The 11,764-nt window shown below is 73.7% G+C and carries 13 protein-coding genes; 11 read left to right on the top strand and 2 right to left on the bottom strand.

Going from position 1 to position 11,764, the window contains the following annotated elements; all coding sequences use genetic code 11:
* The first annotated feature begins 4 nt into the window (after nucleotides 1–4).
* The 6 genes from ABZX22_RS22880 to rbsK are packed head-to-tail and all read left to right on the top strand — an operon-like array spanning nucleotide 5 to nucleotide 6,616.
* On the top strand, nucleotides 5–1,327 hold the full coding sequence (locus tag ABZX22_RS22880) for a sugar ABC transporter substrate-binding protein (RefSeq protein WP_354912397.1): 1,323 nt from the start codon (nucleotides 5–7) through the stop codon (nucleotides 1,325–1,327).
* Nucleotides 1,324–2,295 (top strand): ADP-ribosylglycohydrolase family protein, encoded by a 972-nt coding sequence (locus ABZX22_RS22875; RefSeq protein WP_354912395.1) that lies wholly within the window; start codon nucleotides 1,324–1,326, stop codon nucleotides 2,293–2,295. Before ABZX22_RS22880 ends, ABZX22_RS22875 begins: the two co-directional genes overlap by 4 nt.
* A gap of 7 nt (nucleotides 2,296–2,302) precedes the next feature.
* Nucleotides 2,303–3,271 (top strand): ADP-ribosylglycohydrolase family protein, encoded by a 969-nt coding sequence (locus ABZX22_RS22870; RefSeq protein WP_354912393.1) that lies wholly within the window; start codon nucleotides 2,303–2,305, stop codon nucleotides 3,269–3,271.
* Nucleotides 3,268–4,407, top strand: a complete 1,140-nt coding sequence (locus ABZX22_RS22865) for an ADP-ribosylglycohydrolase family protein (RefSeq protein WP_354912391.1) — start codon at nucleotides 3,268–3,270, stop codon at nucleotides 4,405–4,407. Before ABZX22_RS22870 ends, ABZX22_RS22865 begins: the two co-directional genes overlap by 4 nt.
* Nucleotides 4,404–5,735: an ADP-ribosylglycohydrolase family protein gene (locus ABZX22_RS22860; RefSeq protein WP_354912389.1), complete on the top strand. Its 1,332-nt coding sequence runs from the start codon at nucleotides 4,404–4,406 to the stop codon at nucleotides 5,733–5,735. Before ABZX22_RS22865 ends, ABZX22_RS22860 begins: the two co-directional genes overlap by 4 nt.
* On the top strand, nucleotides 5,732–6,616 hold the full coding sequence (gene rbsK, locus ABZX22_RS22855; RefSeq protein ID WP_354912387.1) for a ribokinase: 885 nt from the start codon (nucleotides 5,732–5,734) through the stop codon (nucleotides 6,614–6,616). Before ABZX22_RS22860 ends, rbsK begins: the two co-directional genes overlap by 4 nt.
* 113 nt (nucleotides 6,617–6,729) lie before the next feature.
* Here rbsK and pcp read toward each other — a convergent pair whose 3' ends face one another.
* The gene (gene pcp, locus ABZX22_RS22850) at nucleotides 6,730–7,356 is read right to left on the bottom strand and encodes a pyroglutamyl-peptidase I (protein WP_354912385.1); all 627 of its coding nucleotides are present in this window, start codon (nucleotides 7,354–7,356) and stop codon (nucleotides 6,730–6,732) included.
* A gap of 138 nt (nucleotides 7,357–7,494) precedes the next feature.
* Between pcp and ABZX22_RS22845 the strand changes: the two genes are divergently transcribed.
* Nucleotides 7,495–7,764 (top strand): hypothetical protein, encoded by a 270-nt coding sequence (locus tag ABZX22_RS22845; RefSeq protein WP_354912383.1) that lies wholly within the window; start codon nucleotides 7,495–7,497, stop codon nucleotides 7,762–7,764.
* Here the strand turns inward: ABZX22_RS22845 and ABZX22_RS22840 are convergent.
* A complete protein-coding gene (locus ABZX22_RS22840) occupies nucleotides 7,757–8,074 on the bottom strand; it encodes a hypothetical protein (protein ID WP_354912381.1) in 318 nt (105 codons plus the stop codon). The two genes, ABZX22_RS22845 and ABZX22_RS22840, sit on opposite strands and share 8 nt — an antisense overlap.
* Nucleotides 8,075–8,125: 51 nt before the next feature.
* Here ABZX22_RS22840 and ABZX22_RS22835 point away from each other — a divergent pair, with 51 nt between their 5' ends.
* From ABZX22_RS22835 to ABZX22_RS22820, 4 genes are all read left to right on the top strand, one after another.
* Complete coding sequence (locus tag ABZX22_RS22835) at nucleotides 8,126–8,926, top strand: alpha/beta hydrolase (protein WP_354912378.1); 801 nt, start codon at nucleotides 8,126–8,128, stop codon at nucleotides 8,924–8,926.
* Between the two features lie 25 nt (nucleotides 8,927–8,951).
* Nucleotides 8,952–9,749 (top strand): HAD family hydrolase, encoded by a 798-nt coding sequence (locus ABZX22_RS22830; RefSeq protein ID WP_354912375.1) that lies wholly within the window; start codon nucleotides 8,952–8,954, stop codon nucleotides 9,747–9,749.
* 187 nt (nucleotides 9,750–9,936) lie between these two features.
* Nucleotides 9,937–10,314: a hypothetical protein gene (locus ABZX22_RS22825; protein WP_354912372.1), complete on the top strand. Its 378-nt coding sequence runs from the start codon at nucleotides 9,937–9,939 to the stop codon at nucleotides 10,312–10,314.
* 167 nt (nucleotides 10,315–10,481) lie between these two features.
* Entirely contained in the window at nucleotides 10,482–11,603 is a 1,122-nt protein-coding gene (locus ABZX22_RS22820) for an alpha/beta hydrolase (RefSeq protein ID WP_354912369.1), read from the top strand.
* Nucleotides 11,604–11,764 lie beyond the last annotated feature (161 nt).

Genomic DNA, 11,764 nt, shown 5'->3' with positions numbered 1-11,764 from the left:
TCTTATGCGTATCAAGTCCGCTTTGGCGGCTGCGGCCATCGTGACCATGGCGGCCGCGTGCGGTGGCGGCGGCGGGGGTGGCGGCGGCGCCGCCGAGTCCGCCAAGCCCGGCGGCGAGCCCGTGAAGATCAACTTCCTCAGCCTGGCCTGGCAGAAGGAGTCGCTCGCGGCGAACAAGGAGCTCGTCGAGGAGTGGAACAAGGCCAACCCCGACATCCAGGTCACCTACGTGCAGGGCAGCTGGGACAACGTCAACGACCAGCTGGTCACGCAGTTCTCCGGCGGCACCGCCCCTGACGTCATCCACGACGACTCTCCCGCGCTGTCCGGCTTCGCCGCCGACGGCTACCTGCTGGACCTGAAGGACAAGCTGCCCGCCGAGCTGAAGAGCGACATCCCGCAGAAGGCGTGGGACACCGTGACCTTCAAGGACGGCAAGGGCACCGAAGGCGTGTACGGCGTGCCGTTCCTGCAGGAGTCGCAGGTCATCATCGCCAACAAGAAGCTGCTCGACGCGGCCAAGGTCCGCATCCCCACGCCCGACAACCCCTGGACGTGGGACGAGTTCGCCGAGGTCAGCAAGAAGCTGACCAAGGACGGCGGCTTCGGTGTGGCCTGGCCGATGAAGTCCCCGGTCAACAAGACGCTGAACCTGGCGCTCAACTACGGCGGCACCTTCTTCCAGACCGGCGCCGACGGCAAGACCACCGTCAAGGTCGGCCCGGAGGAGAAGGAGGTGCTGCAGCGCATCCACGACCAGCTCTGGAAGGACAAGTCGGCCGACCCCGCCGCGCTCGGCCAGGGCAGCGCCGACCCGCTGCCCGCCTTCTACGCCGGCAAGTTCGCGCTGCTGCCCGCCGGCGTCTACCTGCGCCAGCAGGTCGCCGAGCAGGCTCCCAAGGACTTCGAGTGGGTCACGCTGCCACCGCTGAAGGGCACCACCTCCGAGCAGGGCGCGGTCTCCCAGACCTTGTCCGTCTCGGCCGACAGCAAGCACTCCGACCAGGCGCTGAAGTTCATCTCCTTCTTCCTGAACGGCACCAACCAGGCCAAGCTCGCCAAGGGCGACTGGCTGCTGCCCACCTCGCAGCAGGCCGCCGCCGACCCGTCGATGACCACCCAGGAGAACGGCTGGGACGTGGCCACCGCCTCGGCCAAGAACCTGGTCGTCGCGCCGTTCCTGAAGGTCAACGGCTTCGACGAGTGGAAGAGCAAGGTGGCCACCCCCACCCTGCAGCAGTACTACGCCAACAAGATCTCCCTCGACGAGGCGGCGGCCAAGCTGGTCGAGGAGGGCAACGAGGTGCTGGAGCGGTACTCCTCGTGACCTTGACGCAGGATCGCGCCCGGGGGTGCCTGCTCGGCCTGGCGGCCGGCGACGCCCTCGGCGCGCCCGCCGAGAACATGGAACCGGCCGAGATCGCCGCCAGGTGGGGCAGGCTCACCGAGATCGAGGGCGGCGGCACCGACGACACCGAGTACGCCATCTTCGCCGCGTCGCTGCTCGTACGGCACGGCCACGAGCTGACCAGCGCCGACGTCGCCGCCGCCTACCGCAGGGAGATCATCCCCTCGGTGCTCGGCCCGATGAGGGGCGCGGGCTTCTCCGAGCTCGGCACCGTCCAGGCGCTGCGGCGCGGTCTCGAACCGCCGCTGACCGGCAAGGTCCACGCGCACGGCTGGTCGGACGGCCTGGCGATGCGGGCGGCGCCGTACGGTGTCTTCTGCCCGGGTGATCCGGCGGAGGCGGCCCGGCTGGTCGAGCAGGACGGCCTGGTCAGCGCCGACGGGGAGGGCATCAACGGCGGCATGGCGGTCGCCGCGGCCGTGGCCGTCGCGATGACGGGGGCCACGGCGGAGGAGGCGGTCGAGGCCGGGCTGGCCGCGATCCCCGCCGACTCGTGGACCGCCCGTGCCGTCACCAGGGCCCGCCCGCTCAGGGACTCGCCCGAGCGGCTGCACGAGGCCGTGGTCATGAGGCACTACCCGTGGACCGACCTGGCGCCCGAGGCCGTGGCGCTGGCGTTCGCCGCCTACCTGCACGGCGACGGCGAGGTGGAGGAGTCGGTGACCTACGCGGTCAGCCTGGGCCGCGACGCCGACACCATCGGCGCCATCGCCGGCGCGTTGGCGGGCGCGGGGCGCGGGGAGGGCGGGGTGCCGGGCAGGTGGGCCGAGCGCGTCGGCCCCGCCACCGGCACGTGCCTGCCGGTCGTGGCGGGCAGGCACGTGCTCGACGTCGCGGACGAGCTGGCGAGAGGACCGGCCGAGGACGAGTGGGCGAGAGGACTGTAGAGACCACATGTCGGGGGACAGGATCACAGGCGCGTTCGTCGGCCTGGCCGTGGGCGACGCGGCGGGCTGGCCGGCGGCCCGGCATCGCGCCGCGCTGCACGCGCCGTGGAGCAGGCGGCTGCATCGCGAGCTCGACGCCTTCGCCGAGGAGCGCGGGGTCACCACGCTGCCGGTGCCGTTCGCGCTCAACCAGCCGACCGCGCCGCTGGCCGTCGGGCCGTCCGACGACGCCGAGTGGCTGGCGTGGACCGCGCTGACCATCGCGCAGGACCGGGCCGGGGCCTTCCTCGACCTGGCCGGGCGCGACGACCTGCGGGCCCGCGTCTCGGTGGCGAGCGCGCTGGACAACCTGCGGCGCGGCCTCGAGCCGCCCGCCAGCGGGCACGACAACCCGCACTTCTTCGACGACGCGGCCGCCGTACGGGCCGTCGCGTTCGGGGTCACGGGGCGTGATCCCACGGCCGACGCGCACGTCACCAACGCCGGCGACGGCGTGCTCGGGGCCAGGGCGATGGCTGCTGCGGTCGCGGCCGCCGTCACCGGCGCACCGGCCGCCACGGCGGTCGAGGCGGCGCTGGCCGAGCTGCCCGAAGACACCGCGATCGGCCACAACGCCAGGACGGCGCTGCGGGTGGCCCGCGAGGCGGGAGGCGCCTTCGCCGCGGTGCCCGCGCTCGACGCCGCGCTCGTCGACCACGTCTACAGCTACGCCGTCGCGGCCGCGGTGACCGTGCCGATAGCGCTGGCGCTGGCCGAGGTGTCGGGCGGGTCGCTCGCCGAGGCCGTGCCGGCCGCGGCGTGCCTGGCCGCGGTGGCCGACTCGGCGCCCGCGCTGACCGGGGCGCTCACCGGCGCCTGCGGCGGTCTTTCGGCGGTGCCGCAGGCATGGGCCGCCTCGGCGCGCAGGCTGGCTGGATGCTGCCTGCCCGAACTGGCGGGCAGGGATCTCGTTGATATCTCGGAGGGAATCGCATGACGCCGCTGGAGGACAAGGCCACTGGGTGCGTGGCGGGAGCGGCGGTCGGTGACGCCCTCGGCGGCGCCACCGAAGGCTGGACGCCCGAGCAGATCACCCAGCGTTACGGGGGAACGGTCGAGGGTGTCGTCCCGCCGTTCAACACCGACTGGCGCAACGCCCGGCCTATCGCGCCCTACCACAAGGGCGACGGCCACATCACCGACGACACCCTGATGACCCACGCGCTGATCCGCGTCTACGAGAAGACCGCCGGGCACCTCGACGCCTACGCGATGGCCGAGCACATGGTGCCGGAGATGATGGCCGAGAAGCGGTGGATCCCCGAGCTGGAGGCAGAGGCGCTGCCGCTGCAGCGGGTCTTCCTGGCCGAGAAGTGGATCGTGGCGCGGCTGCACTACGGTCACGTCGACCCGCGCGAGGCCGGCACCGGCAACATCGTCAACTGCGGCGCCGCGATGTACGTCGCGCCGGTCGGCGTGGTCAACGCCGGCGACCCCGACGCGGCCTACGCCGAGGCGATCGACCTGACCGGGGCGCACCAGTCCTCCTACGGGCGCGAGGCCGCCGGGGTCATGGCGGCGGCGGTCGCCGAGGCCATGCGGCCGGGCGCGACGGCCGACTCGGTGGTGGCCGTGGCGTCCCGGCTGGCCAAGGACGGCACCAGGGCCGCCATCGAGGCCGTGTGCTCGCGGGCGCGCGACTTCGGGCACTGGGAGGGCTCCTTCGAGGGGCTGCGCGCGGCCATGCGTCCCTACGACACGGTCGCCGACACCTACCGCGACCAGGGGCTCGGCGCCCGGCGGCCGTCCCGGGTGCACAGCATCGAGGAACTGCCCCTGGCGCTGGCGTTCCTGCTGATCGCCAAGGGCGACTACCGCGACACCGTGCTCGGCGGCGTCAACTACGGGCGCGACGCCGACTCCATCGCCTCCATGGGCGGGGCGCTGGCGGGGGCGCTCGGCGGGCTGTCCTGCGTGCCGTCCGCGTGGGTCGACCAGGTCGGTACGGCCAGCCGTACCGACCTGGTCGCACCCGGACTGGCGCTGGCCGGGGTGACGCGGCGGATCCACCGTGACGACCTGGAGCGGCGCCGCGCCCACGAGGCCGCCTTCGCCGAGCTGGCCGGCCAGTGATCAGGCTCACCTGGGTGCAGCCCGAGGACCTGGTGGGGCACGAGCTCCGCCAGGCCGCCGAGGACGGCCGCGACGTGGCCGACATCACGGCGCGCTGGCACGCGGCGGGCGGCCACGACGCGCCGCCCCGCGCGGGAGCCTCCTCGCCCGACGCGCTGGCGCTGCGCGGGCTGGCCGAGGAGCTGCTGGACGAGCTGGCCGCGCGGGAGTCGCCGCTGGACGAGCCCACCGACCTGGCCGAGATCGTCGCCCGGTGCCCCGGCTGGCCCGCCGCCCGCCCGGCGGCGGCGTCGCCCGTGCCCGGCAGGATGCTCGGGGCGTGGCTCGGCAGGGCCGCCGGGTGCGTGCTCGGCAAACCGGTGGAGAAGATCCCGCGCGAGGGTGTCAGGGCCATCGCCGAGGCGACGGGCAACTGGCCGATCCGCGGCTGGTTCACCGCCGCCGGGCTGCCCGCCGAGATCAACGGGCGCTGGCCGTGGAACCGGCGCAGCGCGGTCAACTCGCTGGCCGAGAACGTCGACGGCGTCCCCGAGGACGACGACCTCAACTATCCGCTGCTGGCCCTGTCGGTGCTGGAACGGCACGGCCGCGGCTTCACCACCGACGACGTGGCCACGCTGTGGCTGGACGAGCTGCCCGCCGGGCGGACGTTCACCGCCGAGCGCGTCGCCTACCGCAACCTGCTGGCGGGCCTGGAACCGCCGACGACCGCGACCTACCGCAACCCGTTCCGGGAGTGGATCGGCGCGCTGATCAGGACCGACCTGTACGGCTGGGTCAACCCGGGCGACCCCGCCACGGCGGCCGAGTACGCCTGGCGCGACGCCAGGCTCACCCACACCGCCAACGGCGTCTACGGCGCGATGTTCGTGGCCGCCATGTGCGCCCAGTCGATGGTGGCCGGCTCGGTCGAGGACGTCGTCGAGGCGGGCCTGTCCGTGGTCCCGCCCCGCTCCCGGCTGGCCGAGGCCGTACGGCAGGCCGTCGCGGACGCCACCCGCCTGGACGACTTCGAGCAGGTCGTCGACCGCCTGTACGAGCGGCACGGGCACCTGCACTGGGTGCACACGATCAACAACGCCGCCCTGGTCGCGGCCACGCTCGTGCACGCCGACGGCGACTTCACCGCCACGATCGCGGGGGCCGTGGCGGGCGGCTGGGACACCGACTCGGCCGGCGCCACGGCCGGCTCGATCGCCGGCGCGCTCAACGGGGGCGTGCCGGACCGGTGGCGGCTGCGCGACAGCCTGGCCAGCAGCCTGACCGACTTCGACGGCATCGCCCTGAGCGAGCTGGCGCGGCGCACGGAGAGGATGATGGTGTCATGATCTCGGTTTTCGGCAGCGTGAACATGGATCTGGTCGCCTACGTGCCCACGGCGCCCAGACTCGGAGAAACGGTCACCGGGCGCTCCTTCCGCACCATCCCCGGTGGGAAGGGCGCCAACCAGGCGATCGCCGCCTCGCGCGCGGGCGCGGACGTCGCCTTCCTCGGCGCGGTCGGCGACGACCCCTTCGGCGTGGTGCTGCGCTCGACGCTCGTCGAGTCGGGCGTCGATGTCAGCGTGCTCCGGCACGTGTCGGGGCCGAGCGGCATCGCGCACATCGTGGTGGAGGACTCCGGCGGCAACTCGATCATCGTGGTGCCCGGCGCCAACGGCACCGTGACCGGGCCGTCCGACGACGACCTGGAGCTCATCGCGGGCTCGACCGCGGTGCTGCTGCAGCTCGAGCTGCCGATGGCGGCCGTCGTCGCCGCGGCGAAGGCGGCGCGGGCCGCCGACGCGCCGGTGATCCTCACCCCCGCGCCCGCCCAGCCGCTGCCCGACGAGCTGCTGGCGGCGGTGACGCTGATCGTGCCGAACGAGCACGAGGCGGCGGCGATCACCGGGGTCGAGGACCCAGGCAAGGCGCTGGACGCGCTGCTCGACCGCGTGCCGGAGGCGGTGATCACCCTGGGCGCCGAGGGCGCGCTGTACGGCTCGCGCGACGGCGTGCGGCTGCGGGTCCCCGCCGAGCCGGTGAAGGCGGTCGACACCACGGCGGCCGGCGACACCTTCGTCGGCGCGCTGGCGGTGGCCAGGTCCGAGGGGCGGGCGCCGGAGGAGGCGCTCCGCTTCGCCTCGGTGGCGGCCTCGCTCTCGGTCCAGCGCGAGGGTGCCAGCACCTCGATGCCGACCCGCGCGGAGATCGACGCCGCCCTGGGCTGACCTGGACTGACCTGGGCCGGCCTGGCCGGCCTGGGCCGGTGGGTCCCGCGCGAACGCCGGGGCGCCGCGACGCGGTCGCCGAGGGCCTCGGCGACCGCGCGGCGCCCCCGGCGCTACTGGACGGCGCCTTCGGGCAGGTCGTCCTCGACGCCGTCGGACGCCTGGACCAGCACGCCCAGCGCCCGCGCCACCGTGGCGGTGTCCATGCTGGGCCGGTCGGCGCCGGTGACGCCGGAGACCTGGTGCGGCGCGTACGGCACGTGCACGAACCCGCCGCGCAGGCCGGGCCGCTCGGTCGCGATCAGGTGCGCGAGCTCGTAGGCCACCTGGTTGCACACGAACGTGCCCGCCGTGTAGGAGACGGCGGCCGGGATCCCCTCCGTCCTGACCGCCCGCACCATGGCCTTGACCGGCAGCCTGGACAGGTAGGCGTCGGGGCCGCCCGGCACCACCGGCACGCCGCTCGGCCGGGCGCCCGCGTTGTCGGGGATGCGTGCCTCGATGAGGTTGATCGCCACCTTCTCCATCGTGATCCCGGCCCGGCCGCCGGCCTGTCCCGTGCACAGGACCACGTCGGGGTCGTACCGTTCGATCGCCTCCCGCAGCGCCGCCGGCGCGTCGGCGAACACGCACGGCAGCTCGACCGCGGTCGCCCCTGGAACCAGCACGGCGGCGTCGTAGGAGGGGTTCGTCGTCTCCCCGCCGAACGGCTCGAACCCTGTCACCAGCACACGCGACATCTCATTCAGTCCTTCGATACGGCCCGTAGCGTCAAGGCAAGAGTCTCGACCATGAGGGCCGGCGCGTGGGCAGGAGCATGGTCGTGAAGACCCGTGTGATCACTTTCGCGGTACGCGCGACTGGGTAGATCGCTTGGTATGTACGAGATCGCCCAGCGTGTTCTCACGCTGCTGACCGAGCCGCCCGGCGAGGTCACGGTGACGATCGGCCTGCCGTACGAGGAGCCGACGGGGGAGTGGTCCTGCCCCTACCGGATCGACGGCCTCGGCGGCTGGGAGCGGGAGCGGAAGGTCACGGGCGCCGACTCGATGCAGGCGCTGGAGATCGTGCTGACCGTGGTGCGCAGCGCCCTCGAGGAGTCGGCGGAGGCGCGGGAGGGCCTGCTGATGTGGGACGAGTTCAGCTGAGCAGGCGGCGCCAGCGCGGCAGCTCGGTCACCACGGTCGCGGCGGCCAGCACCGTCACGACCACCGCCACCGGGCGCGCCCATGCCGCCCACGCCGCGGTCACGGCGGCGACCAGCTGCAGGATCACCAGCAGGATCGTCACGATCCCCGGAACCGCGACGATCACCTGGCGCTTGTCGCCGGGGGTGGCGAAGACCGTCGGCAGCCCGATGAGTGCGATGACGGACAGTACGGCCAGCGTCACGGAGTGCGATGCCAGTGCCCATGGCGTCGCGATCCAGGCGACCAACTCGGTGGTGAATCGAAGCACGGAGCTGATTCCGGCTTTTTCAGGCATCCGGAAACCCTACTATGTGCCGTTATGTCTGACATAAGACTGGTGGAGCTCAGGACGCGCGCCCCGCAGCGCCCTCCCGGGCCCGACATTGCCCGGGTCGTCGACCTGACCAGTCCGTCGGGGCTGCGCCTGCGCCGCTACCATCCGGCCGACCGGCCGCGGCCGCTGATGGTGTACCTGCACGGCGGCGGCTGGGTCTTCGGCGACCTGGAAACCCACGACAGGACCTGCCGGAGGATCGCCCGCGAGTGCGACGTCGAGGTGCTGGCCGTCGACTACCGGCTCGCCCCCGAGCACCCCTGCCCCGCCGCGCTCGACGACGCGGTCGAGGTGCTGCGCTGGACGAGGCCGGTGGCGGTCGCCGGCGACAGCTCGGGCGGCTACCTGGCCACGATGGCGTGCATGCGGCTGCGCGACGAGGGCTGCGCGATGCCGGCGCTGCAGGTGCTGCTGTGCCCGAACACCGACCTCACGCTCTCCTCGCCGAGCATCGTCTCCAAGGGCTCCGGCTACGGGCTGGACGCCGACACGCTGGCCTGGTTCGTCGCCCAGTGGGTGCCCGACCCCGCGCAGCGCCCCGGCGCCAGCCCCCTGCTGTCCCCCAACCTGTACGGCCTGCCGACCACGCTGCTGGTGACCGCGGAGAACGACGCCCTGCGCGACGAGGGCGACGCCTACGCCGCCAAGCTCGCCGAGGCCGGCGTGAAGGTCGTGCACCGGCAGGAGCCCGGCCTGGCGCACGGGTTCATCCAGGACTCGGGCGACGCGGTCGGGCCCGCCTGCGAGCGGGTCTTCTCCGACATCAAGGCCCTGATCCCGCGCTGAGGCGGGGTGCCGGATAATCCCCGGCATGAGCCTCCCCCGCCTGATCGCCACCGACCTCGACGGCACGCTCCTCGACCCCGCCGGTGCCGTCACCCCCCGCACCCGCCGCGCCCTCGAGGCGGCCAGGACGGCGGGCGCGGAGGTGGTCTTCGTCACCGCGAGACCGCCGCGCTCCATCGCCCGCATCGCCGCGGAGACCGGCGTCGACGGCACGGCGATCTGCAGCAACGGCGCGATCGTCTACGACGTCGCCGCGGGCCGCGCCCTCACCACCCGGACGCTCGACCCTGCCGAGGCCCGCGCGGTCACGCGGTCCCTCGCCGAAGCGCTGCCGGGCCTCACCTTCGCGATCGAGACGGGCACCGGCGTGCTGTTCGAGCCCGGGTACGGCAAGCACGTCCCCCATGACGCCGCCTACCGCCGGGAGGTGGCGTCGGTGTGGGCGGACCCCGCGCCGGTCGTCAAGCTGCTGGCCTGGTCGCCGGCCCACCACGCGGACGAGATGTTCACCGCGGCGACCGCCGCCGTGGACGGCCGGGCAGAGCTCACCTATTCGGGCAGCGGCGGGCTGCTGGAGATCAGCGCGGCCGGGGTGACCAAGGCGGGCGCGCTGGCCGAGCTCTGCCGGGAGCGCGGCATCGACCCCGCCGACGTGGTGGCCTTCGGCGACATGCCCAACGACCTGGCCGTACTCGCCTACGCGGGCACCGGCTACGCGATGGCCAACTCGCACCACACCGTGCTGGCCGCCGTCGAGCGCCACACGCTGTCGAACGCCGAGGACGGCGTGGCCGTGGTGCTGGAGCGCTACTTCAGCCCGTGAACGCACAGGCCTTCAGCCCGTGAACGGCGCGGGCCCGCAGGTCGCGGGACGAGGGCAAGCGTGCCGTTCGGCGAGGGCCGCGTGCCGTACGGCGAGGGCGGGCCGGGCCGAGTACACCCGTCGGCGTAGTCGCGATGACGACGCGTGGCGGATGCCGTCGCCGGCCGTCGGCGTGACCCTTGCTCACATGGTCAGATTCCTCACCCCCTTCAAGATCCTCGCCCTGCTCAACGTCGCCGCCGTGCTCGCCCAGGCCGTCACGGCGGGGCAGCTGCTCAGCGGCGGCGGCAGCGCGCTTCACGGTATGGGCGCCGGTGCCGTCCATACCGTGGGGCTGCTCCTGCTGATCGTCGGCGTCCTGGTGTGGCGTCCAGGACGCGGCCCGGGCTGGCCGGCGCTGGCCGGCCTGGCGATCCTGCTGCTGGGCTTCGTCCAGTCGGCCACGGGAGGCTCGGGCGTGACGGCGCTGCACGTGCCGCTCGGCATGACGATCATGGGTCTCAGCGTGTGGCTGGCCGTCTGGGCGTTCACACCCGCGCGTTCGGCACGCAGTGCTTCGTCCTGAGACCGGTGACGTCGCGCGGGCCGTTCTCGCCGAGTTGTGACAGCCGCCCGGTGTCCTCCTCCGGCCCGCCCTCGTGGTGGCCGGTCTTTGGCTCCTTATCCCGAAGAAAGGTCGATAAAAGTCCATATGGGCTTTGACTCCTGCGGGACGATCAGCATGCTTGCCTCATGACGGACGTACGGGTGATCGTCGGGCCGGGGCTGGCTGCCGACTGGGCGTTGCTGGGGGAGGTGGCCGAGCGGGAGTTCTCGGCGCTAGGAGTGAGCGGGGCGCTGCGGCACGCCCGTGACGCCGGTGAGGCGCGTGCCCTCCTTGCGGGTACGGCGGGCGGCCCCGTCGTGGCGATCCCCGGGCCCTCGCCGGAACTGCGCGAACTCATGGGCACGGCGGACGGCGTCGTCTGGTGCGACTTCAGCCGGGTGCGCCAGCTCGAGGGAACCGCGCACATCCAGGGCAGGGGGATCGACGGGCTGGTGTGGGCCATCAGGCACGCCGTCCACCGGCACCGGCACCGGCCGCGGCGCTTCACCTACGGCACGCACCCCGAGCAGTGGGGCGACCTGTACCTGCCCGCCATGGCCACCGCCGACCTGCCCCTGCCGGTCGTGGCCCTCGTGCACGGCGGCTACTGGCGCTCGGTGTGGGCGGCCGACCTGATGGACGCGCTCTGCGCCGACCTGGCGGCGCGCGGGCTCGCGGCGTGGAACCTGGAGTACCGCCGCCCCGACCTGCACGGCTGGGAGGCCACGACCGCCGACGTCGCCGCCGGGCTCGACGCCCTGCCCACCGTGGCGGCCGGGCTGACCGGTACGCGGCTCGACCTGGACAGGGTCGCGGTCGTCGGCCACTCGGCGGGCGCCCAGCTCGCCCTGCGGGCGGCGGCCGACAACGCCAAGGTGGCGCTGGCGGTGTCGCTCGCGGGCGTGCTCGACCTGGTGGAAGGCGACCGGCGGCACCTCAGCTCCGGCGCGGTGGCGGCGGCGCTGGGCGGGCACGCGCGCTTCGACAGCGGCTCGCCGCAGGCGACGTACGCGGCGTCGAGCCCGCTGCTGCGGCTGCCGCTCGGGGTGCCGCAGCTCATCGTCCAGGGGTCGGGCGACGATCTCGACCTGATCGACTTCAGCCGCAGGTATGCCAGGGCGGCCGAGGCGGTCGGGGACGAGGTGACCTACATGGAGATGTCGGGCGACCACTTCGCGGTGATCTCGCCGCGCGCCCCCATCTGGCGCACCACCGCCCTCGCCATCGCCGAACGCCTGGTCAGGGCCACGCCGCCGAAGCCCGCCTGACCGGCCCGCCCGCTTCCCGCCCTCTCCCGGAGGTGCTCGCCCTCCGGGAGAGGCGCTCGCCTTACGGAGGGGTGCCCGCCCTTCCGGAGGGGTGCCCGCTCTCCCTGCGGGGTGCCCGCTCTCCTGGAGGAGCGCACGCTGGGTCAGGGCCCGGCTTCGGG

Origin of the sequence: Nonomuraea sp. NPDC003804 (genome assembly GCF_040610675.1) — a bacterium.
Classification (GTDB): domain Bacteria; phylum Actinomycetota; class Actinomycetes; order Streptosporangiales; family Streptosporangiaceae; genus Nonomuraea.
Note: the sequence above shows the minus strand (reverse complement) of the source record. Positions and strands in the feature narration are given on the sequence as shown.

Bases quoted from the DNA above. Each gene is read 5' to 3' on its own strand.
- ABZX22_RS22880 (WP_354912397.1), top strand. From the start codon at position 5: ATGCGTATCAAGTCCGCTTTGGCGGCTGCGGCCATCGTGACCATGGCG.
- ABZX22_RS22870 (WP_354912393.1), top strand. From the start codon at position 2,303: ATGTCGGGGGACAGGATCACAGGCGCGTTCGTCGGCCTGGCCGTGGGC.
- ABZX22_RS22865 (WP_354912391.1), top strand. From the start codon at position 3,268: ATGACGCCGCTGGAGGACAAGGCCACTGGGTGCGTGGCGGGAGCGGCG.
- rbsK (WP_354912387.1), top strand. From the start codon at position 5,732: ATGATCTCGGTTTTCGGCAGCGTGAACATGGATCTGGTCGCCTACGTG.
- pcp (WP_354912385.1), bottom strand. From the start codon at position 7,356: ATGTCGCGTGTGCTGGTGACAGGGTTCGAGCCGTTCGGCGGGGAGACG.
- ABZX22_RS22845 (WP_354912383.1), top strand. From the start codon at position 7,495: ATGTACGAGATCGCCCAGCGTGTTCTCACGCTGCTGACCGAGCCGCCC.
- ABZX22_RS22835 (WP_354912378.1), top strand. From the start codon at position 8,126: ATGTCTGACATAAGACTGGTGGAGCTCAGGACGCGCGCCCCGCAGCGC.
- ABZX22_RS22830 (WP_354912375.1), top strand. From the start codon at position 8,952: ATGAGCCTCCCCCGCCTGATCGCCACCGACCTCGACGGCACGCTCCTC.
- ABZX22_RS22825 (WP_354912372.1), top strand. From the start codon at position 9,937: ATGGTCAGATTCCTCACCCCCTTCAAGATCCTCGCCCTGCTCAACGTC.
- ABZX22_RS22820 (WP_354912369.1), top strand. From the start codon at position 10,482: ATGACGGACGTACGGGTGATCGTCGGGCCGGGGCTGGCTGCCGACTGG.